Below are 20,975 nucleotides of genomic sequence, written 5' to 3' on the forward strand. Positions count from 1 at the left end.
TTTGTCCGAAGACTCCCTCCCGTTTTGTTCGCTCGACTTGCATGTGTTAAGCACGCCGCCAGCGTTCATCCTGAGCCAGGATCAAACTCTTAAAAAGAAATCCTTAGGACATTGTCCTTTTAGCTCACTTTGACATCTTTCGATGCCTCACTGACTTTAAATAATTTTGATGGCTTAGCCATCTTTAAAAAATAAACCTGCTGTTTAGTTTTCAAGGTTCAATTTGCGACTTGATTATCTTATCACTTCAAGCTCTCCAAGTCAACATCTTTTTTCGTTTCTTTTTTTATTTCTTTGCATCTGCCTCTGCAGCCATGTTTCATGTTTCTTTCGGCTGCCCGAAGCGACAACATAGACTACTATATCAGCTTTCAAAATAAGTGTCAACAGATTATTCGAATTTTTCATCTTTATATTTTTCATATATCACAGCGCAGCCCTGCTCAAGTGATTTTCTGACGTCTATTATCCTCTGATTTGAAGAGCCTCTGAATTTAAGAAGCAGGCTTTTCTTATCCTTATCGAACCTTCCGTCAACGAGCACATCAATCTCAGATAGCAGACTCGCCCACTCTTGATGCATTTTGCTGTCCCTGTCAGTTAGCTCCTCGAATGTATATCCTGTATAGGCCCATATATCCAGCCCTGCTTTTTTAGCCTCTCTGCATACGTGCGCCAGGGCAAGGGGCTGCTCAAAAGGGTCTCCTCCCGAAAGCGTAATGCCCTTGTGGAGCCTTAAGCCTTTTATCTGCTCTATCAGCTCATCTGCTTCAATTTCGAAGCCGCCTGTAAATGAATGTGTCTGCGGATTGTGGCAATCATCGCAGGCATGCCTGCAGCCCTGGGCCCATACAACAGCCCTTATGCCATCACCGTCTACTATGCTGTCAATAGTCATTGGTCCTGAAAGTCTTAGTTTCACCACGTGCACCTCCCCATCAATTCTAGCAGCGATAATTCGAGGGCAACCAGAAAGGCCGCCCCCGCATCTTGTGTCATATATAATTATAATATAATGGTTTTAACTAAACGTGCTTTACCCTATCCTTGACTTCTGATTTCTTGGCGTCATTGAATCTGTCCACAGTACCCACAAGATATCCTGTTATCCTTCTTATCCTCTCGAAGCGGACGCCGTTTTGTCCCTCTATTATTCCGCATTCAGGACACATATCTCTTATTATGCCCGTATATCCGCACGAAGGACATCTGTCCACAGGGTGGTTTATTGAGCCATAGCCTATTCCACTTGTCGCCATGTGTTTTACAATGCTCTCAAAAGCCTCTACATTGTCGCTTGGATCGCCATCAAGCTCCACGTATGATATGTGGCCTCCATTTGTAAATTCATGGTATGGAGCCTCCTTGCCTATCTTGTCATAAGCGCTTAGCTTGTAGCCTACAGGTATGTGGAACGAGTTGGTGTAGTACTGCTTGTCAGTCACGCCTTCTATTACTCCATACTGCTTCTTGTCTATGTTCAGGAACCTTCCCGAAAGTCCTTCAGCCGGAGTTGCTATGAGCGCAAAGTTGAGACTGTGCTTCTGGCTGGCTTCGTCAGCTCTTTTTCTCATGTGCTCAACTATCTCAATCCCAAGTTTTTGGGCTCTCTCACTCTCACCATGATGCTCCCCTATGAGGGCTTTCAGTGTTTCCGCAAGACCTATAAAGCCTATTGTAAGGCTGCCGTGCTTTATTACATCTCTTATCTTGTCATCAGGTCCAAGCTCGTCAGAATGTATCCATGCTCCCTGGCCCATAAGGAACGGGAAGTTCTTTACTCTCTTGCTGCCTTGTATCTCAAATCTTTCAATCAGCTGATTCACAATAATCTGTATTTTTTCATCCAGATCCCTGTAGAAGCCTTCCATGTCAGGCTCGGTTCTTTCACCCAATATGATTCCATGGTTGATTCCTATTCTTGGAAGGTTAAGTGATGAAAAAGATATGTTTCCTCTGCCCGGTGCAACCTCTTCACCGAATATGTTTCCCATCACCCTTGTCCTGCAGCCCATGTATGTCACTTCTGTTTCAGGCTTGCCTTCCTTGTAGTAGTTCTTGTTGAAAGGAGCATCCAGGAATGCGAAGTTAGGGAAAAGCCTCTTTGCTGAAACCTTGCATGCAAGCTTAAAAAGATCATAGTTAGGGTCAGACTCGTTGAGGTTTATTCCGCCCTTTACCTTGAATATAAGTATTGGGAATATTGGAGTCTCGCCGTTGCCAAGTCCGTGCTCCTGTGCCAGCATGAGATTTTTTGAAACCATACGTCCTTCCGGAGTAATATCAGTTCCGAAATTTATGCTAGAGAACGGAACCTGAGCTCCTGCTCTTGAATGCATAGTATTGAGGTTGTGTACAAAAGCCTCCATAGCCTGATATGTCTGTTTGTCGACTTCCTTGAGCGATCTTCCAAGCGCAAACTCAACCATTTTCTTCGAAACGGATTTTGCTTCATCGGTGCAAGCCAAAGATTTTCCGGCAATGGCTTTCTCTATGCACTCCGAAAGCCTTTCTTTTTCGTCACCTGAAAATTCAATAGATCTGACTGCTCCGTAATCCGCAAGAACAGAATCCACGAATTCGTCAAGCTCCCCATCCGAAAGCTCAAGCTCTATTTCTGCGAACTTGGAGATATTTTCTTTAAGTCTCTTTTTGAAGGACTTCATTACTCCTTTTGCCATATCGTAGTCGAACTTCGGTATACTCTGTCCGCCGTGCTGGTCATTCTGGTTTGCCTGTATTGCTATGGCTGCAAGTGCGGCATAGCTTAGTACGTCGTTTGGCTCTCTAAGGTATCCGTGACCTGTCGAGAAGCCTCCGTCAAACAGCTTAGATATGTCTATCTGGCAGCATGTAGTTGTTCCCATGTTCAGGAAATCCATATCGTGTATATGTATATCCCCTCTTTCGTGGGCCAGCGCATGCTCCGGCTTTATGACGAACTTTTTGCAGAACTCCTTGGACACGGCACTTCCGTACTGGAGCATTATGCCCATAGGCGTGTTACCATCTATATTTGCATTCTCTCTCTTTATGTCAGCATCCTCTGAATCCAGGAAGGTTATGTTGTGTATGTCCTGCATCAGCCTGTTCTTCGAGTCTCTTATCCTTGTTCTTTCTGCCCTGTATAGTATGTAGATCTCACTAGTCTTGGCGTGACCTGTCTTTATGAGCGTTCTTACTACTGCATCCTGCACTTCCTCAACGGTAGGCACCTGACCGGCGAATTTTTTATTTATAAAAGCTATGGCATCATCCGTAAGCGCTTCAGCAACGCTGTAGTCTGCAGTTCTTCCCTCTTTTTTTGCAGCCTCGCTTGCAGCAAGAAATATTGCCCTTGTTATTTTTTCACTGTTAAACGGAATGACTCTTCCATCCCTTTTTCTTATCATATCAATCATGTTCGCAGCTCCCTTCACGATTCTAAACAATAACATTATATCCACATCATCCACAATTAATCCACACTATGTTGTGTGTACATCTTATATATACACTATATGTAGATGTGTCTAACAAAAAAAATCGCCTTTTTTTATTTATGCACATCACACCCGCATAAAGAAAGGCTTGTCTTAGTATTTATATTATCAGTTTTTCTGAGATATGGCAAATCGCCGTACATATTGGAAATACAGCTTCAAAAATATGAAAGCCAGCAAATCTAGACTCTGCAGAAGCCATATAAAATTTTTTCAGCAAAAATCTCACTAAAGAAAAAGTTTAATAAGTAATTAAGACCAATCGGGAGATTTATTTGAAATACACCTTGAAAGCCATGTAGAAAGCCAGCAATGAGAATGTCAGAAACAGAGTTCTTTCTCCTGAGCCGCCCGATTTAAATGCTTTAAGCAGCGTTATTCTCTTTACTGCCGGATAAAAAAGCTGGACTCCACCTGAGGTGAAAATGTCGGATGCTATATGCAGCACATACCCTATTGCAAATGGAAAAACAAGGCTCTCCTTTCCGGTTTCAACTCCTATTTTGTATGCCGCATATACGAAAACCAATGTCCCGAGTATACTGTGCGTCACTCCCCTATGCTTTGAAAATGCCACAATCAAAAAAATAGGAACTGTATATAGCATCGAGCCCATGCCTGAATCTTTAACGTAGAGGTAGCCCGCCAAAAAAGCCAGTATTAAATATACTGCCATCTTGTCTATTCCGTTCGACGAGGGAAGTATCTTCTTGTTAAGTTTGCCGCTGGGATGGTCTATGTCAGGAAGCAGGCTTCCAACAGCCGCAGCTAGGATGTATTCGGCCCCCGGCATTATCGCCAGCGCGTCTGCTGCACAAAAAGCAGCTGCTATGCCAATAGATACGTGTGTTTTGCCTGTCATGTCAAAATCCTCCATGCATATTTTTTCGGCCTTGCCGCATTCGTTCGCTATGAATAATCTACTCCATTATGCCGTGCAGCGTCAACTGGATTTTGAGCTATTACCTGTTAATAATAAAACACCTCAAAAGGGCTGATATTAGCCTTTTCAAAACCATTTTTTTGCTTTATAATTTACTCTATACTTTATCGTATTGAAATCCGATTTATGCTCGCCTGCATAATCGGCACATCAAAAGGAGGAAATATCATATGCTTTCACAAAGAGCCCTGAACATAACACCGTCGGTTACGATAGGCATCAACAGCAAGGTTACACAGCTCAGAGAACAAAAAATCGAGATAATCAACCTTAGCGTGGGAGAGCCTGACTTTCCTACTCCCGAAAAAGCAAAGCTTGCTGCCATAGAGGCCATAGTCCACAACAAGACCAGGTACGACATGGTTTCGGGACTTAAGCAGCTCAAAGCTTCTATAGTCGAAAAGCTCAAAAAGGAAAACAAGGTTTCATACTCGCCTGACCAGATTGTAGTATCAAGTGGCGCCAAGCATGCCATAACAAACGCTCTTATGGCTGTGATAAATCCAGGCGAGGAAGTCCTTATACCAATACCTTACTGGGTGAGCTATCCAGAAACAGTAAAACTAGTGGGCGGAATTCCTGTGTTTGTGGATGCAGACAAGTCAAACAGCTTTAAAGTCACAGTTGCTGACATCGAAAAGCACATGAGCGAAAAAACCAGAGTGATAATAATGTCAAACCCTTCCAATCCAACCGGAGCTATTTACTCGAAGGAAGAGCTTGAAGTTATAGTCGACTACTGCATAGAAAAGAATATAATAATACTTGCCGACGAGATATACGAAAAGATAAACTACGAAGGAGAATTCACAAGCATAGCGTCACTTTCGGAAAAGGCAAAGGACATTACCATAACTATAAACGGATTTTCAAAATCAGCATCAATGACAGGCTGGAGGGTAGGCTACACAGCTTCAAATACCGCTATAGCCAAAGCCATAACATCTATACAGGGCCACCTTGTGTCGCACCCGAGCACAATAGCCCAGTGGGCAGCCTATGCAGCTCTAGACAAATGCGAAGCCGATATGGACAATATGGTAGCTGTGTTTAAGAAAAGAAGAGACCTAGCAGCCTCACTGCTCGACAATATAAGCGAAATATCTTACGTATATCCTCAGGGAGCGTTCTATTTATACGTGGACATATCCAGCCTAAGGGACAAGCTGCCTCACGGCGAGAGCCTATCCATGGCGTTTTGCGAGAGCCTGCTTGAGAAGGAAAGAGTAGCCGTGGTTCCTGGAATAGCCTTTGGAACTGACGATTTCATAAGAATGTGTTACGCATGCTCGGACGAAGAAATAACTGAAGGTATAACAAGAATAGGGAACTTCATAAAGGCGCTTTAGCCTAAAACCTAAAAAAGAAGAAGCATCTACATGCTTCTTCTTTTTTCTATGTAAGGATTTGTTGTATATCCGCCGTTTCCATATGTACCAGTTGCTGCGTATGTATAGCCCATTGCTGTCTGCACTGCCTTCCTCTTTGCCTTTCGTCCGGCAGGCTTGCTTTCATACAGTTCCGAGAGAGTGCTCATCGACAAAAACCACATGACCTTGAAAACCAGCACCACTATGCAGATCAAGCATATCCACGTAAACATTTTTAAAAATTCCTCCTCTCCTGTATGAAAAAGTCAACAGCTATGGTATTTATTTCAAATATACCAAAATTTTCACCAAAAATAAAGTGTTTTATGAAAAAATTCAAGAAAATATTTTAAAAAAGAAAAACCCCGCAAGTCAGTGACTCACGGAGTAATTGATACCCTTTTATTGTTTTTTTAAACTAATATTTGAATTAAGTGCTGCTTTTTTTTATTTTGATTCGCTTATTATCGGCTTCATAGTCGGGAAGAGTATTACATCTCTTATGGAAGACGAGTCTGTAAGCAGCATCATCACCCTGTCTATTCCTATGCCGAGTCCGCCTGTAGGAGGTAAGCCTACCTCTATTGCATTGATGAAATCCTCATCAAGCATCTGGGCCTCGTCGTCGCCAAGCTCCCTTTGCTTTAGCTGATCCATGAATCTGCCCCTTTGGTCTATAGGGTCGTTAAGCTCTGAGAATGCATTCGCTATCTCCCATGTGTTCACGAAGGCCTCAAATCTGTTTGTTATTGTAGGATCGTCCGGATTCCTCTTTGCCAGCGGAGAAATCTCCACGGGGTGGTGAGTTATGAACGTAGGCTGAACAAGATGCTCCTCACAGAATTCTTCGAATATCTCGCTGAGTATATGTCCTTTTGTAAGGCCTGCTCTGAGCTCTAGTCCTTTCTTGTTCGCTATTTCATATGCCTCTTCGTCGGTTTTTATATCGTCAAAGTCTATTCCTGTATATTTCTTTACGGCTTCCTTCATGCTCATCCTGTTCCACGGCGGAGTAAGATCTATCTCTTTGCCCTGATATGTAACCTTGGTTGAGCCTACTGCCTTCTCTGCCATATACGCTACTATGTTTTCAGTTATGTTCATCATCTCTTCGTAGTCTGCATAAGCCTGATAAAGCTCTATTGCAGTATACTCCGGATTGTGCTTTATGGACATGCCCTCGTTCCTGAACATTCTGCCCATCTCGTATACCTTGTCGAAGCCGCCAACTATAAGCCTTTTCAGGTAAAGCTCGTTTGCTATCCTAAGGTACATGTCTATGTCCAGAGTGTTGTGGTGCGTGATGAAAGGTCTTGCAGATGCTCCACCGGCAATTGTATTGAGTATAGGCGTATCAACCTCAAGAAAACCCTTCTCGTCCAGGAATTCCCTTACCGCCTTTACAGCCTTGCTTCTTGTAAGGAACTTCTCCTTGACCTCCGGATTCACTATAAGATCCACGTATCTTTGCCTGTATCTTAGATCCGGGTCCTTGAGTCCGTGGAATTTTTCAGGCAGTATCTGGAGCGACTTGGAGAGCAGCGTAACCTTTGAAGCTTTGACGGAAATTTCTCCCTTTTGAGTTATAAAAACCTCGCCTTCCACGCCCACAATGTCGCCTATGTCATATGTCTTGAACACTTCATATTCAGCTTCGCCTAGTCCGTCCACCTTCACATATGACTGTATTCTGCCCATGCTGTCCTGCACATCCATGAACGTAGTCTTGCCGTGGCCTCTTTTGCTCATTACACGGCCTGCAATCCTGACCTGCTGTCCCTGCATGGAGTCTATATTCTCCTTAATGTCAGCAGAATATGCACTCACATCGTATTTTTCTATTTTAAAAGGGTCATTTCCGCTTTCCTGAAGTTTCTTGAGCTTGTCCCTTCTGATCTGCAGCATCTCATTCAAATTCAATTCTTCTGACAACTAAAGCACCTCCGATTATCTTCTTATATCCAGTATTTTAAATCTCGCTGTTCCGTCAGGAACGCTGACTTCGATTTCATCGCCTTTTTTCATTCCGATGAGTGCGCTTCCTACTGGAGATTCATTAGATATCTTGTTGTCATAAGGATCCGCCTCCGCAGAACCCACTATAGTGTACTCCATTTCTTCATCGAAATCAAAGTCCATAACCTTGACTATAGAGCCTACAGTAACCACATCGGCTTCTATGTCTTCTTCCTTTATTATCTTGGCCTTCCTGAGCATGTTCTCAAGCTTTAAGATTCTCTCCTCCACTTTAGCCTGCTCATTTTTCGCCTCGTCATACTCTGCATTCTCTGATATATCTCCAAAAGATATTGCTTCCTTTATTCTCTCGGCAACCTCTTTTCTTGTCACCGTCTTTAGCAGTTCAAGTTCGTCTTCTATCTTTTTATAGCCTTCCTTCGTTAGAAGTATTTCCTTTGAGTTTGGATCCATTTGCATTCCCCTCTCTCCTGATTTTAATCTAAAACAAAAAAACTGATAGAATCCAATAGGATTATATCAATATGTCAACAAGTATTGGAATTCAAATACAGAAGGGCTACTATACACCCTTGCGCATTATAATGTATTATAAATTAGTATTTTTTATGTGTCAAGCAGCACATTCAGCTCTTCCTTGTAGCAAAGCAGCCTGTCCTTGATTTCTTCGAATACATACAGCGTATTTATTTCATTCTTAATTTTTGCCGAGCCCTTCATTCCCTTGAGATACCATCCGATGTGCTTTCTCATCTCCACTATGCCCGTGTGCATTCCTTTAATCTGTACCGCAAGCTCAAGATGCCTTAGCACAGTCTCTATCTTTTGAGCCGCGGAAGGTTCCCTTACCTGCTCACCGTATTCCAGATATCTGTACACCTCGTTGAATATCCATGGATTGCCCTGCGCGCCTCTGCCTATCATCACAGCATCGCAGCCTGTCTTTTCAAGCATATTAAGCGCGTCTTGCGCACACTGAACATCGCCGTTGCCTATTACCGGAATAGAAACCGAATCCTTTACGGCCTTTATTACCGACCAGTCTGCACTCCCCGAATAGTACTGCTCGGTCGTCCTTGCATGTACTGCTATGGCACTTATGCCGCAGCTCTGCGCAATCTTTGCCATTTCAACGGCATTTATACTGTCCTTGTCCCAGCCTGCCCTTATTTTTACGGTCACAGGCTTTTTAGAGGCCTTTACCGCCGCTTCCATTATCCTGCCCGCAAGCTCCGGATTTTTCATCAGCGCGCTTCCGTCGCCGTTTTTGACAACCTTCGGCGCCGGACAGCCCATATTTATGTCGAGTATTTCGTTTTCATGGTCGTTGAGAATGCTCGCCGCCTCAGCCATGAATTCGGGTTCGTGCCCGAATATCTGAAGCGCCACTGGATGCTCCTGCTTTTCTATCCTTGTCATGGACCTCGTCTTTTCGTCTTCATAGCACAGCGCCTTGGCATTTATCATCTCCGTGTACAAAAGCTCGCTGCCAAGCTCCTTGCATATGAGTCGAAACGGCAAATCCGTGACGCCGGCCATTGGCGCCAGAAAAACATTGTGCCTTAACTCAAGGCCTCCGATTTTCAAACCAGCTTTCAATATATCTCCTCCAAAACTCTTGATGCCATAGGCCTTTCTACTCGGCCTTGTTCCTGTGGTATATTATTTTGAGCCCCTCTAGCGTCAGGAATCGATCGACATGGTCCACGTTCCTGGCTTCGGATGCTATAAGCGTTGCAAGTCCTCCGGTTGCTATCACCTTTGCATTGACGTCTCCAAGCTCAGCCTTTATAAGGTCTACAACTCTGTCTACAAGGCCTGCGTAGCCGTATATTATGCCGGATTGCATTGCTCCCACTGTATTTTTACTGATGGCCCTGCCTGGCTTTACAAGCTCAACCCTTGGAAGCTTTGAAGCCATCTGGAAAAGTGCCTCGCTTGATATTTGTATGCCCGGCGCTATGCTTCCGCCCAGATACTCCCCGGTCTTGGATATAGCACAAAATGTAGTCGCAGTTCCAAAGTCAACTATTACAAGTGGTCCGCCATACTTCTGATACGCGGCTACGGCGTTGACTATTCTGTCAGCTCCCACCTGCTTCGGGTTGTCGTATTTTATATTCATGCCCGTCTTTACACCGGGACCTATCACCATTGGCTTCTTGCCGCAATATTTCACGGAGAAATTTTCCAGCGAATGCATGACATTGGGAACTACAGACGATATTATGACATCCTCTATCTGCGAAAAATCAAGTCCTTCATATGCGAAAAACTGGTGAATCAGCATTCCATACTCATCCGATGTTTTTTGCTTGTCAGTTTTCATTCTCCAGTAATTCATAAGCTTGTCGCCTTTGTATACTCCAAGCACAGTGTTTGTGTTGCCAACGTCGCACACTAAAAGCATATATCATCTTCTCCCTGATGGTTTATTCTTTACGAATTGCTTGCAGATTTTATTTTAACAGTGTTTTTTTCCCATTTCAACAACAAAATAATCTACCTGTTTCGCACGGACACTTCTCCGGATATAACCTTTTCTATTCTCCCATCTTCGTACTCAACTATAAGATCGCCTTCGTCGCTTATATCGAGCGCTTTGGCAGGTTCTTTTCCTCCCCAGCTTATCACGTATATTTCCCTGCCTATGAGGCTCGACTTTTCCCTGCATATGCTTATGGCTTCAGAGGCATCGCCTGTTTTGACATATGATGTGTACATGCGTTCGAACTCGTTCAGAACAGAGGCTATTACATCCTTTCTGGATAGATAATGCCCCTCGCTTTTCAAGGAAGTCGCAATGCCCTTTATCTCTTCGGAAAATTCCGTCGTACTCACGTTGATGCCAATGCCCAGAACTATATAGTCAATTCTCTCCATCTGGGCGCCCATCTCAGTGAGTATGCCGCACAGCTTCTTGCCGCCAATTAGTATGTCGTTGGGCCACTTCACCTGCACATTTGCGCCAAGTCCTTCAAGCGCCTTGGCTACGGCCGCCCCTGCAATAAGGGTTATTAGCGAAGCCCTATGCGGCGCAATTCTCGGCTTTAGGACCATGCTCATCCATATGCCTTCTCCCCTTTTGGAACTCCAGGCCCTGTCCATCCTGCCCTTGCCCTTTGTCTGCTCATCGGCTATCACAAGGGTTCCATCGGGCGATTCGGCTGCGATTTTTTTTGCATAATCATTTGTGGAATCTATTGATTCAAGAAAAACTATGTGCCTTCCTATTAACTCCGTATCGAGCATAGCTTCTATTTCGGACGGGATTATAACGTCTGATGCAAGCGGCAGCATGTAGCCTCTTCTGCTCGAGGACTCGATAATGTACCCCTCCTCTCTGAGCGACTTTATATGTTTCCACACGGCTGCCCTTGATATTCCAAGCTCTTCGGATATATGCTCGCCCGAAACATAGCTTCCCTTGCTCTGTGCAAGGAACTCAAGAATTTTCTCTTTCACATTTTCACCCCCTGAACGTCATCGTCTGTATAATAAAATCGGCCTGGGCTACAGCTTCTTGGATATGGCGCCTTCCAGGAACCTTTCCATTTTTATAACCGCCATGCTTATTGTGCCTTCGCCTATTTTCTCCATATCGTCTAGCACCTCCACATGGAATTTGAACTTTATGCCACTTGTTTCAACAAGCTCAGAGCTTGCCACGACATTCATGCCTACGGGTGTAGGCGCCATATGCCTTATATCAAAAGCTATCCCGACTGTGCGCTCGTCTTCCTCCAGGTATGGCGTCAACACCTTGGCGCTGGCCAGCTCCATAAGCAGTATCATAGCCGGGCTCGAGAGCACCTTTATCCCTTCGTTTCCAAGGGCGGCAGCCGAGTCCTCAAATTCCACCTGCTTTTGAACGCTGGCCTTCACGCCCGGTTTTACATCCTTCATTCATTTTCCTCCATCCGCAAATCAACTTATACATCAAAAAGCCGGGAAATCCCCGGCTTTTGCTTGTTAGTTTTCTGAATCCATTGTAGTTGATGTCTGTATAGCCTCTTTGGCCTTTTCAACATGAGCAGCCTTTTTTCTGTCATCTTTTTCATGAACGGCCTGCTCCGCCTTTTCAACCTTTATCATTTCGAGGTCTTCCTCTGTAACCACAAGAGTACCCTCGAACGCCATCTTGAACTGTTCTGAATCAAGAGTTTCGAATTTCAAAAGCGCTCTGGCAACATTGTCAAGCGTCGCCATGTTTTCCTCAAGCAGTCTGACCGTCTTGTCGTAGGCCTCATCTACTATCCTTCTTATCTCCCTGTCTATCTCCGAAGCAATCTCTTCAGAATAGTTCTTCCTTGTTGTAAAGTCCTTGCCAAGGAACACCTCATCTGAAGCCTCTCCGAAAGTCATGGAGCCAAGCTTTTCGCTCATACCGTACTTGGTTACCATAGCCCTTGCTATGTGGCTTACCCTTTCAAGGTCGTTTTGCGCTCCTGTGGATATATCCTTGAGCACAAGCTTTTCAGCGACTCTTCCTCCAAGCAGGTGTATTAGCTGCTCTTCCATCTCGCGCTTTGTAGCGTAGTATTTCTCTTCTTTCGGAAGTATCATGGTAAAACCGCCGGCCCTGCCTCTTGGGATTATAGTAACCTGGTGCACGGGGTCCGTATCAGGAAGCAGCGTCGCGACCACAGCGTGTCCAGCCTCGTGGTAAGCTGTGAGCTTTCTCTCCCTCTCGCTTATTACTCTCGACCTCTTGGCCGGTCCTGCTATGACCTTGGTTATGGCCTCTTCTATTGTATCCATCTTGATGTACTTTTCCTTCTTCCTTGCAGTAAGCAGCGCAGCCTCGTTCATGAGGTTCTCTATGTCTGCAGGCGTAAATCCAGGCGTTCTTCTTGCAAGCACCTTCAGGTCCACATCGTCCGCAAGCGGCTTGTGCCTTGAATGAACCTTGAGTATGGCCTCTCTTCCCTTTATGTCAGGAACTCCTACTACCACCTGCCTGTCAAATCTGCCCGGACGAAGCAGCGCAGGGTCGAGTATGTCAGGCCTGTTTGTGGCCGCCATTATTATTATACCCTCATTTATTCCAAAGCCGTCCATTTCAACAAGAAGCTGGTTGAGAGTCTGCTCCCTCTCATCATGGCCTCCGCCAAGGCCCGCTCCCCTTCTTCTTCCCACAGCGTCAATCTCGTCTATGAAAACTATGCATGGAGCGCTCTTTTTTGCCTGCTCGAAAAGGTCTCTAACACGCGATGCTCCCACTCCGACAAACATCTCAACAAAGTCCGAGCCGCTTATGCTGAAAAACGGAACTCCCGCCTCTCCTGCCACAGCCTTTGTAAGATAAGTCTTTCCTGTTCCCGGAGGTCCTACAAGAAGAAGCCCCTTAGGTATCCTCGCTCCCAGCTCAGTATATTTTTTGGGATTCTTCAGGAAGTCTACAACCTCCTGGAGCTCTTCCTTTTCCTCATCTAGCCCTGCAACATCATTAAATGTGACCTTGCTCTTTTCATTCTCCTTGTGAAGCTTGGCTCTTGATTTTCCAAAGTTCATGACCCTGTTGCCGCCGCCCTGCGACTGCTGCATGAACACAAACCAGAAAACCACAAATATCAGTATCATGAATACCGACGGCAGAATCTCAAAGAACCACGGCGTGCCCGGTTCAGGTTCCCCGCTCACAACAAGCTTGCCTTCCGAAGCCTGCTTGAGTATTATCTGCGAAATCTGCTCCCTGCTCACTGGGTACGGAATGTACGATGTGAACTTCTGACCCGTCGACTTTACAGTTCCCTGTATCTGCTCGTTGGTGAATGTTATTTCACCGATTTGCTCTTTTTCAAGCATTTGATATACTTTGGAAAACTTCATGTCTACAACTTCCTGAGTAGGCTTTCCAAAAAACTGGACTATAGAAACTATTATTATAAATATGAGCAAATAGAAACTTGCTCCCTTAAAAAATTTCTGCAAAATGGGTCCTCCTCCCTAAATATACACCTGTAATTGTATCACAAAATATTTTTTAATTCAATATTTTCCAATTCCAGACTAGAGTTCTGTGAATGTAACCTTAAGCAGCCTCTTTGTATGTGCATCTACCCTGTAGTCCTCGCTCAGCCTGTATCCCACAACCCACATGACTCCGCTTTCGTCTCTTAGCACAGGTATATAGTCTCGCTGTTCCCTTGCTATTTTAAGGTCTATAAAGAGGTCCTTGAGCTTCTTGGTTCCTCCAAGCCCTATAGGCCTTATCCTGTCGCCTTCCATTCTGCTTGTCACAGACAGCTTGCCGCTCACCTTGTCCAGATCAAAGTAGGCCGTATGTCTATCCCTCTCAATATGCCATGAAGGATCTTTATCGAGTATTGCTGTTTGAACCATTACTCCGGCTTCCTCAATTCTCATGCTGCCTTCGCCTTCAAGTTCATAAGCAAAGCCCACATTCTCAGCATGCGTACTCTCCATTTGATTTTTCTTTATGACTATATGGCCGTTTTCCTTTATGACCATAAGGCCTCTTGGTATGTCAATACGGGAGCCCTCCTTGCCGTTGCGGGCAAGTTCCATCACATATTCTATGTGTACCTGCTGTATCCCCTTGATATCACCTGCTATGGATGCTATTGCCATACGCACGGCCCTGCTTGAGATGGCGTCGTGAAGAGCCGTAAGCTTCGCGACCTCGATTCTGGCCCGGCACTCGTCATCAAGGGTGCAAACCCTGTCGAATTCAGCCTTGGCGCATGAGTTTATATAGTCGGCATCGTCGCTCAGAAGCGAGCCCATTCTAGAAAGCGCCTTTTTTATATCGACATTGAAGTTTTCATCTATATAAGGTATCAGCTTAAGCCTTATCTTGTTTCTTGTGTATATGTCCTCCAGGTTCGTGCTGTCAATTCTGAATTCAAGCCCTCTTTGCGAGATGTACGCTTCAATTTCTTCCCTGGTCACATCCAGAAGAGGCCTTATTATTCCGTCTCCCCTTGAATACTCCATTCCCTTGAGGCCTTCAAGCCCCGTACCGCGCATCATCCTCATTATCAGGGTCTCCGCCTGGTCGTCAAGGTTGTGGGCTACTGCAATTTTGCCGGCACTGAGCTTCTTTTGAAGCTCGAAAAACATCCCGTAGCGCAGCTCTCTGGCCCCTTCTTCAATTGAGAGCCCTTTTTCCCTGGAGTAAGCGGGCACATCGTAAGCCTTTATAAAACACATTATACCCTCTTCCTCGCAACGCTTCATGCAAAACATTGCATCCTTTTGGGCATCGATGCCTCTTATCTGGTGGTTCAAATGCGCCGCATAAAGCCTTATTCCGTATTCATCCTTAAGCCTTGCAAGCACGTCCATGAGGCATACCGAATCCGGCCCGCCCGAGAGCGCTATTATAACCTTGTCGCCTTCTTTTAGCATGGAATGTTTCTCAATAGTATTTTTTACCTTCTCAAGAATCATATGGCTACCTCGTTTTCAGCTGTAATATTTTCAACGTTTAGGTTTATACCCAATTTGACATTCATTAATTTATTAAGTTAGATGAAAGGTAAATAAATAGAGGCAGCTGGAAACCCTCTGCCTCTATTATAGTCAGCTTATTCTTATGTTCATCTTATTTTTGCCTTCGAACACGCCTGATATGTTTATATCGTAAGCTATGTCTACATCCACTTTGCACTGCTTCTTGTCCACATTGACATCCACCGCCGTCGTAAGCAGCTCCATTGATATATCACCATGAAACGTCTTGTATTTCGTCTTGAATCTTTTTCCCTTTTCAAAAATCATGTCCGAAGTGTTCTGACCAAGCCTTTTTAGCACAACCTGATTGTCGAATATCTTGAGGGTTGTTGTTGTCCCCTCCATGCCTGAAAGCTCCGTCTCCTCATACACCACGTATATGACTCCGTCCTCTTCATAGATATCCCCTCGGGTTACAAGCTCAATATCATCACTGTTCCCCTTGGAATCAGTCTGAATTGTTTTTATATTTATAGTTACTTCCCTGCTCAAAAAACCACCTCATTGCAAAATGGGACCCTATTAGTTACTGACATTGCAATAACCATTTTAGCATTAATATTTTTGTATTTCAACAAGTTTTATGCCATCAATTTCTCTATTGAGGAACTTCTCTCCAACCTGCGTGAATTTTTCCGGATTGTCTGAGACGTAATACTCATATGAGGGCTGTTTTCCGCTTTCATTGAGCAGATTATGCTTTTGAAGTACGTCTATTAAATCCATGGCCGTCTCCTTTGCAGGATTGACTATTTTTATATCTTCCCCAACTACCTTTTGTATGGTGTCTGTAAGCAGCGGGTAGTGAGTGCATCCGAGCACAAGCGAATCTATGCCGCTCGCCCTTAGCTCATCGAGATACCTATGGGCTATCATCTCGGCAACATCCGTATCATGCCAGCCTTCCTCAACTATTGGCACAAATAGCGGGCAGGCCTTTCCTTTAACCTGCACGCTGCTCGATATGCTGTTCATTTCAAGCTCGTAGGCTCTTGAGCCTACAGTTCCTTCCGTTCCTATGACTCCCACAATGTTGCTGCTCGTAAGCTCCATTGCAGTTCTGACGCCAGCCTTTATAACTCCAATTATAGGTATGTCGTATTTTTGCTGAACTATCGAAAGGCTTCTGGCTGTTGCCGTGTTACAGGCTATAACTATGGCCTTTACGCCCTTTTCAAGCAGAAAATTTATGGACTGGAATGCATACTTTGTAACAGTTTCGGCAGACCTCGAGCCGTATGGAACTCTGGCTGTATCTCCAAAATAGACTATGTTCTCAGATGGCAGAACCTTCATTATCTCCTTGAGTACAGTTAGTCCACCAATACCTGAATCAAAAACTCCTATCGGACTTTCTTTCACTATCTACACCTCTCAAATCTATTTCAAATCTAGTTCTCCATCGCCAACTGTATAAGCTTGTCTATAAGCTCCTTGTAGCTTACTCCGCTTGCTTCCCAGAGCTTTGGATACATACTTATCTTTGTGAAGCCCGGCATTGTATTTATCTCATTCAAATACACAGTGCCGCTTCCATGCTCGACGAAAAAGTCAATTCTCGATATTCCGCTGCCGTCTATGGCCTTGAAAGCCTTAACAGCCATTTCCCTTATCCTGTCTTCAAGCTCCTTGTCTATGCCGGCAGGTATGAGGGTCTTTGACTCATTAGCAAGGTATTTGGCCTCATAGTCATAAAAGTCCTTGCACGGAATTATCTCGCCTGCCACAGAAGCTTCAACCCTGCTGTTGCCAAGCACGGCAACCTCAATCTCCCTCGCACTTATGCCCTGCTCCACAACCACCTTAGAGTCGAACTCGAGCGCCTTTCCCACGCCTTCTATGAGCTCCGCCCTGCTGCTTACCTTAGATATTCCCACGCTCGAGCCCATGTTTGCAGGCTTTGTGAACATCGGATATTCAAGCCTCTCTTCGGCAATGTCGGCAAAACCCTGAGGATCCGCCGTGAATTCAAATCTGGTAGTATATACATAGTCGACCTGCGGGACGCCTTCAAAATCCATTATCTTCTTGAACATTATCTTGTCCATCGCCAGGCTAGAGGCAAGCACCTTGCAGCCTACATAAGGAATTTCAGCCATTTCAAAGAGACCCTGTATTGTGCCGTCCTCTCCGCGCGGTCCGTGAAGCACCGGAAAGCAAACATCAACAGGCACCGTTCTCCCATCATTCAATTCTATACCTATAGAACCTTTTTGAGAAGGTATGAAATTTATTTTCGAACCTTTTACCTCATGCTCCATCCATCTGCCGCTTTGTATCTCATCTGGTCCGCAGCTGCAGTAAGACCACTTGCCATTTTTTGCAATTCCTATCGTATGAATATTGTATTTATCCTTGTCTATAGCTCTGTATACGGATGCCGCAGATTCGAGTGAAACGTCGTGTTCTCCTGACTTTCCGCCAAACAGTATAACCACATTAAGCTTCTCCATACCGTCAATCCCCCTGTTTTGTGCAGGAATCCATAACCCGCTCGTCATTTCTATAAATAAATATAATTATATTTTACACATTATAGGCATTCAAGTAAAATACATATTTGAATTTAAGCCAAAAAGAAAAACCAAAACGATCGCATTTTGGTTTTTTCTTTTGTTTTTAATATTTGCTTTTCTTCGCCTTTGTCTGCTCCACTATGAATTCCTGCTGAAGCTTTATGTGCTTCATGGCCTTGTGCATAGCAAGCTCGCTGTCTCTTTTTTCTATAGCTTCAATTATATCTTCGTGCTCTTTTATAAGATTCTCTGACTTATGGTACTCGACTATATACATCCTTCTGAATCTGTATATCTGCTCTCTGAGCGAATTGTTCATCTGCATCAGCTTCTTGTTTGTAGTCGCTTTGAATATGACCTCGTGGAAGGCTATGTCTGACTCAACCATCTTTTCCGGATTGTTCTCCTCGTATGCCTTCTTGAATATCTCGAGTATCCTCTTTAGCTCTCCAAGGTCCTCCTTCATCATCCTCTGGGCTGCCAGCATTGATGCAAACCCTTCAAGACCCGTCCTTATCTCGAGCACCTCTTCGACATCCTTTACCGACACATCGGCCACATATGCGCCTTTCCTTGGTATCATCTCCACAAGCCCTTCAAGTTCAAGCTTCCTTATAGCCTCTCTCACAGGGGTTCTGCTTACGCCAAGCTCGTCTGCAAGCTGCACCTCCATGAGCCTTGTCGAAGGCTCAAGCTTTCCAATAAGTATTGCCTCCCTCAAATGTTCGAAAACTATGTCCCTTAGAGGCTTATAGTTTTCAAGCTTAAGATTTCCTATTTTACCCTTCATTGAATTCAACACCCCTGTTTTCAGTTTTTACTAAATAAGTCTGTTCCCACATCGCCTTTAGTTTTGATTCAGCCTTGTGGGCATCCTCAAAATTTTTAAATATTCCAAAAACTGTCGGTCCACTGCCTGTCATGATGCTTCCAAGCGCCCTTTGATGCATCATTTTGTCCTTTATATGAGCTATTACAGAGTAGCGGCTCTGTGTTACGCCTTCAAGCACATTGGCCATGCCGCCGGCAAGCGCCTTTATGTCGTTTTTTTCCATATATCCCAAAAGTCTTCCAGTGTCCGGTCTTGTGCCCACGCTGTCCAATTTCAGACTTTTATATACTTCCGCTGTCGAAACCGAAAAATTCGGCTTGCATACTACTATCCAAACATCCTTGACGTCCTTTAGCGCAGTTAGCTTTTCACCTATCCCTTGCGCAAGAGCAGTCCCTCCCTCTATGCAAAACGGAACATCAGCTCCCAGCTCAAGGCCCAACTGCTTAAGCTCCTCAACCGAAAGCCCCAGATTCCAAAGCCTGTTTAAACCCACAAGCACACCAGCCGCGTTACAGCTTCCGCCAGCCATGCCGGCACCTACAGGAATCCGCTTTTCTATGTCGATTTTTACGCCTTTTTCAACCCCGCATCTTTTTATGATGAGGTCTGCTGCTTTGTAGGCTATATTTCTAGAGTCGCTTGGCACTATGCCGCTGCTGCACTTTATCGATATGCCCTTTTCTGGTGTGTCACACAGCGTTATCACGTCGTACAGATCTATAGTCTGCATTATCATCTCGACAAGATGATATCCGTCTTCCCTTTTTCCTACCACATCTATTGAAAAATTAACTTTAGCTCTTGTTTTCAGCTTGACTTCCATTATATCTCCTCCGAAACTGCAGCGTATATTATTATATACTGTATATATTATACTATAAAATACAAAAGAAATACAAAGGCATTTATATCTATTGTTAAAATAAAAAAGCCGCCTCTATTTATTGGATAAATAAAGACAGCCCTTCTTCAACAAGTTTTTATTTTATTAATTCGGCATTCCGGAAATTATCTGCCTCTTGCCTTCTGCAGGCTTTACTTCAAGTCTGACTGTGGATGTCAGCACATCGGAATAACTGTAGGACACTCTTGTAGTGTTGTTATATTCATCGTCGATTTTTACAACAAATATGCTAGGATAGGTGTTCTCGATTACTCCTTCTTTGACTACTATTTTCTTCCTGCCCTTGTTAGCCCTAAGGACTATTTTTTTTCCGAGGTGCTTTTCAATGTTTTTTCTGATCGCATCTAACGTATTTTTATTGGCCAAAAAAAATCACCCGCCTCTTATTTTTATGTTTACATATGATATGTTTCTTCTTTCGCTATGTTTACATAATAACACATTTAGAGCCGGATGTCAAACAGTTAACTTTATATTTTACATAGATTTAAATTGAGTGTCAATACATTTTTTTAAATAATTTCCCCACTATTTTCAACAACTGCAGAGTTTTTTATCATTTTTAAGATACAAAAAAACATCGCGATTACTCAAAAAATATATTGATTTTTTTAATATTCTCTCATGATTTTGCAAAAGGCTTTCATTATGCCCACCCCAGGCATACGTTTTCCGGCAAATACGAATTATATGGCGATTTTAGAGTTTAAAATTCTCCATATCGAATTTTATGACTTCGCCTTCAATCCTCTCAACTCTGCCCAGCATCATCTGGAGCGCTCTGGCTATCATTATGGACGCCGCGTGCGATGCTGTGAAATATGTCATACTCCCCTTTTCAAGAAGCTCTTTGGCATAAGCAGAGTATTCCCGCTCAAATACGTCGCATTCCGGAGAGCATATGCAAACGACTCCTTTCCATCCGCCTATGCTTGCGCTCACAAGCGGAGTGCGCGTCTCTTTTGAGAGCTCTCTTAGGAAAAGCTTCGTGTCCATGTTGCTGCTACAGTCGAATATTAGGTCCACGCCTTCTATTTTCACACTTCTTATATCATCGTTTATCCCGCTAAAGAGTACGTCCGAATTGATCTCCTTCACTCTCTCCCTCGCTACATATACCTTCTCCTTGCCTATGTTCTTCTCGGTTGAAAACGGCTGCCTGTTGAGGTTTGACATCACAAAGGCCTCGTTGTCGACCGCCATCATCCTGCCCACACCGAGCCTTGCAAAGCCCTCTATTACAAATCCGCCAACAGAACCGCACCCAGCTACAAGAATCTTCTTGTTTCTTATGATTTCGTGCTCCTGCATGCTTATTGCCCCTATATCTTTAGAATACCTCATAGGCTCCACCTCCCCGTTTAGTTGATTGATACCCCGTTCATAAGCGTTTCAACGCCCAATACAATAAAAGCGAGAATCCGCAAATTATATATACGTTCGCACATACAATTTATAGATTCCCGCTT

Annotated in this window: 20 protein-coding genes and 1 rRNA gene; 1 reads left to right on the forward strand and 20 read right to left on the reverse strand. The window is 44.2% G+C overall.

Features of this window, described 5'->3' with window-relative positions; translation table 11 throughout:
* The 4 genes from GT589_RS06725 to GT589_RS06740 form a co-directional block, all read right to left on the reverse strand.
* Positions 1-97, reverse strand: a 16S ribosomal RNA gene (locus tag GT589_RS06725); the annotation flags it as partial.
* A 294-nt stretch (positions 98-391) separates the two neighbouring features.
* Complete coding sequence (nrdG, locus tag GT589_RS06730) at positions 392-922, reverse strand: anaerobic ribonucleoside-triphosphate reductase activating protein (protein ID WP_293397898.1); 531 nt, start codon at positions 920-922, stop codon at positions 392-394.
* A 103-nt stretch (positions 923-1,025) separates the two neighbouring features.
* Positions 1,026-3,401 (reverse strand): anaerobic ribonucleoside triphosphate reductase, encoded by a 2,376-nt coding sequence (locus tag GT589_RS06735; protein ID WP_293397900.1) that lies wholly within the window; start codon positions 3,399-3,401, stop codon positions 1,026-1,028.
* 352 nt (positions 3,402-3,753) lie between these two features.
* On the reverse strand, positions 3,754-4,344 hold the full coding sequence (locus tag GT589_RS06740; RefSeq protein ID WP_293397902.1) for a metal-dependent hydrolase: 591 nt from the start codon (positions 4,342-4,344) through the stop codon (positions 3,754-3,756).
* Positions 4,345-4,595: 251 nt separating this feature from the next.
* Between GT589_RS06740 and GT589_RS06745 the strand changes: the two genes are divergently transcribed.
* Complete coding sequence (locus GT589_RS06745; RefSeq protein ID WP_293397904.1) at positions 4,596-5,774, forward strand: pyridoxal phosphate-dependent aminotransferase; 1,179 nt, start codon at positions 4,596-4,598, stop codon at positions 5,772-5,774.
* A 26-nt stretch (positions 5,775-5,800) separates the two neighbouring features.
* Here GT589_RS06745 and GT589_RS06750 read toward each other — a convergent pair whose 3' ends face one another.
* From GT589_RS06750 to GT589_RS06825, 16 genes are all read right to left on the reverse strand, one after another.
* Positions 5,801-6,028, reverse strand: coding sequence for a hypothetical protein (locus tag GT589_RS06750; protein ID WP_293397906.1), 228 nt, complete (start codon positions 6,026-6,028; stop codon positions 5,801-5,803).
* A 214-nt stretch (positions 6,029-6,242) separates the two neighbouring features.
* Positions 6,243-7,700, reverse strand: a complete 1,458-nt coding sequence (gene lysS, locus GT589_RS06755) for a lysine--tRNA ligase (protein ID WP_293397954.1) — start codon at positions 7,698-7,700, stop codon at positions 6,243-6,245.
* Positions 7,701-7,742: 42 nt separating this feature from the next.
* Positions 7,743-8,225 (reverse strand): transcription elongation factor GreA, encoded by a 483-nt coding sequence (gene greA / locus GT589_RS06760; protein WP_293397955.1) that lies wholly within the window; start codon positions 8,223-8,225, stop codon positions 7,743-7,745.
* 153 nt (positions 8,226-8,378) lie between these two features.
* Positions 8,379-9,359, reverse strand: a complete 981-nt coding sequence (gene dusB, locus GT589_RS06765) for a tRNA dihydrouridine synthase DusB (RefSeq protein WP_293397956.1) — start codon at positions 9,357-9,359, stop codon at positions 8,379-8,381.
* Between the two features lie 49 nt (positions 9,360-9,408).
* On the reverse strand, positions 9,409-10,182 hold the full coding sequence (locus GT589_RS06770; RefSeq protein ID WP_293397908.1) for a type III pantothenate kinase: 774 nt from the start codon (positions 10,180-10,182) through the stop codon (positions 9,409-9,411).
* 92 nt (positions 10,183-10,274) lie between these two features.
* On the reverse strand, positions 10,275-11,237 hold the full coding sequence (locus GT589_RS06775; RefSeq protein ID WP_293397910.1) for a biotin--[acetyl-CoA-carboxylase] ligase: 963 nt from the start codon (positions 11,235-11,237) through the stop codon (positions 10,275-10,277).
* Positions 11,238-11,285: 48 nt separating this feature from the next.
* The gene (locus GT589_RS06780; protein WP_293397912.1) at positions 11,286-11,678 is read right to left on the reverse strand and encodes a thioesterase family protein; all 393 of its coding nucleotides are present in this window, start codon (positions 11,676-11,678) and stop codon (positions 11,286-11,288) included.
* A 66-nt stretch (positions 11,679-11,744) separates the two neighbouring features.
* Positions 11,745-13,706 (reverse strand): ATP-dependent zinc metalloprotease FtsH, encoded by a 1,962-nt coding sequence (ftsH, locus tag GT589_RS06785; protein ID WP_293397914.1) that lies wholly within the window; start codon positions 13,704-13,706, stop codon positions 11,745-11,747.
* A gap of 78 nt (positions 13,707-13,784) precedes the next feature.
* A complete protein-coding gene (gene tilS / locus GT589_RS06790; RefSeq protein WP_293397916.1) occupies positions 13,785-15,188 on the reverse strand; it encodes a tRNA lysidine(34) synthetase TilS in 1,404 nt (467 codons plus the stop codon).
* Between the two features lie 132 nt (positions 15,189-15,320).
* On the reverse strand, positions 15,321-15,743 hold the full coding sequence (locus GT589_RS06795; RefSeq protein ID WP_293397918.1) for a DUF1934 domain-containing protein: 423 nt from the start codon (positions 15,741-15,743) through the stop codon (positions 15,321-15,323).
* Between the two features lie 63 nt (positions 15,744-15,806).
* Positions 15,807-16,613: a glutamate racemase gene (gene murI, locus GT589_RS06800; RefSeq protein ID WP_293397920.1), complete on the reverse strand. Its 807-nt coding sequence runs from the start codon at positions 16,611-16,613 to the stop codon at positions 15,807-15,809.
* A 29-nt stretch (positions 16,614-16,642) separates the two neighbouring features.
* The gene (locus GT589_RS06805) at positions 16,643-17,704 is read right to left on the reverse strand and encodes a D-alanine--D-alanine ligase family protein (protein ID WP_293397922.1); all 1,062 of its coding nucleotides are present in this window, start codon (positions 17,702-17,704) and stop codon (positions 16,643-16,645) included.
* Between the two features lie 166 nt (positions 17,705-17,870).
* Positions 17,871-18,557, reverse strand: coding sequence for a GntR family transcriptional regulator (locus GT589_RS06810; RefSeq protein WP_293397924.1), 687 nt, complete (start codon positions 18,555-18,557; stop codon positions 17,871-17,873).
* A complete protein-coding gene (ispE, locus tag GT589_RS06815) occupies positions 18,547-19,425 on the reverse strand; it encodes a 4-(cytidine 5'-diphospho)-2-C-methyl-D-erythritol kinase (protein ID WP_293397926.1) in 879 nt (292 codons plus the stop codon). Before ispE ends, GT589_RS06810 begins: the two co-directional genes overlap by 11 nt.
* Before the next feature lie 165 nt (positions 19,426-19,590).
* Positions 19,591-19,872 (reverse strand): Veg family protein, encoded by a 282-nt coding sequence (locus tag GT589_RS06820; protein ID WP_293397928.1) that lies wholly within the window; start codon positions 19,870-19,872, stop codon positions 19,591-19,593.
* 333 nt (positions 19,873-20,205) lie between these two features.
* The gene (locus tag GT589_RS06825; RefSeq protein ID WP_293397930.1) at positions 20,206-20,850 is read right to left on the reverse strand and encodes a HesA/MoeB/ThiF family protein; all 645 of its coding nucleotides are present in this window, start codon (positions 20,848-20,850) and stop codon (positions 20,206-20,208) included.
* Between the last annotated feature and the right edge of the window lie 125 nt (positions 20,851-20,975).

It is taken from the genome of Peptoclostridium sp., from assembly GCF_009881055.1.
Lineage (GTDB): Bacteria > Bacillota > Clostridia > Peptostreptococcales > Peptostreptococcaceae > Peptoclostridium_A.

Coding starts and splice junctions, on each gene's coding strand:
- tilS (WP_293397916.1), bottom strand. CDS start 15,188: ATGATTCTTGAGAAGGTAAAAAATACTATTGAGAAACATTCCATGCTA.
- GT589_RS06740 (WP_293397902.1), bottom strand. CDS start 4,344: ATGACAGGCAAAACACACGTATCTATTGGCATAGCAGCTGCTTTTTGT.
- ispE (WP_293397926.1), bottom strand. CDS start 19,425: ATGGAAGTCAAGCTGAAAACAAGAGCTAAAGTTAATTTTTCAATAGAT.
- GT589_RS06750 (WP_293397906.1), bottom strand. CDS start 6,028: ATGTTTACGTGGATATGCTTGATCTGCATAGTGGTGCTGGTTTTCAAG.
- GT589_RS06735 (WP_293397900.1), bottom strand. CDS start 3,401: ATGATTGATATGATAAGAAAAAGGGATGGAAGAGTCATTCCGTTTAAC.
- GT589_RS06745 (WP_293397904.1), top strand. CDS start 4,596: ATGCTTTCACAAAGAGCCCTGAACATAACACCGTCGGTTACGATAGGC.
- GT589_RS06805 (WP_293397922.1), bottom strand. CDS start 17,704: ATGGAGAAGCTTAATGTGGTTATACTGTTTGGCGGAAAGTCAGGAGAA.
- greA (WP_293397955.1), bottom strand. CDS start 8,225: ATGGATCCAAACTCAAAGGAAATACTTCTAACGAAGGAAGGCTATAAA.
- GT589_RS06810 (WP_293397924.1), bottom strand. CDS start 18,557: ATGAAGGGTAAAATAGGAAATCTTAAGCTTGAAAACTATAAGCCTCTA.
- GT589_RS06780 (WP_293397912.1), bottom strand. CDS start 11,678: ATGAAGGATGTAAAACCGGGCGTGAAGGCCAGCGTTCAAAAGCAGGTG.
- GT589_RS06770 (WP_293397908.1), bottom strand. CDS start 10,182: ATGCTTTTAGTGTGCGACGTTGGCAACACAAACACTGTGCTTGGAGTA.
- lysS (WP_293397954.1), bottom strand. CDS start 7,700: ATGCTGCAGATCAGAAGGGACAAGCTCAAGAAACTTCAGGAAAGCGGA.
- GT589_RS06825 (WP_293397930.1), bottom strand. CDS start 20,850: ATGAGGTATTCTAAAGATATAGGGGCAATAAGCATGCAGGAGCACGAA.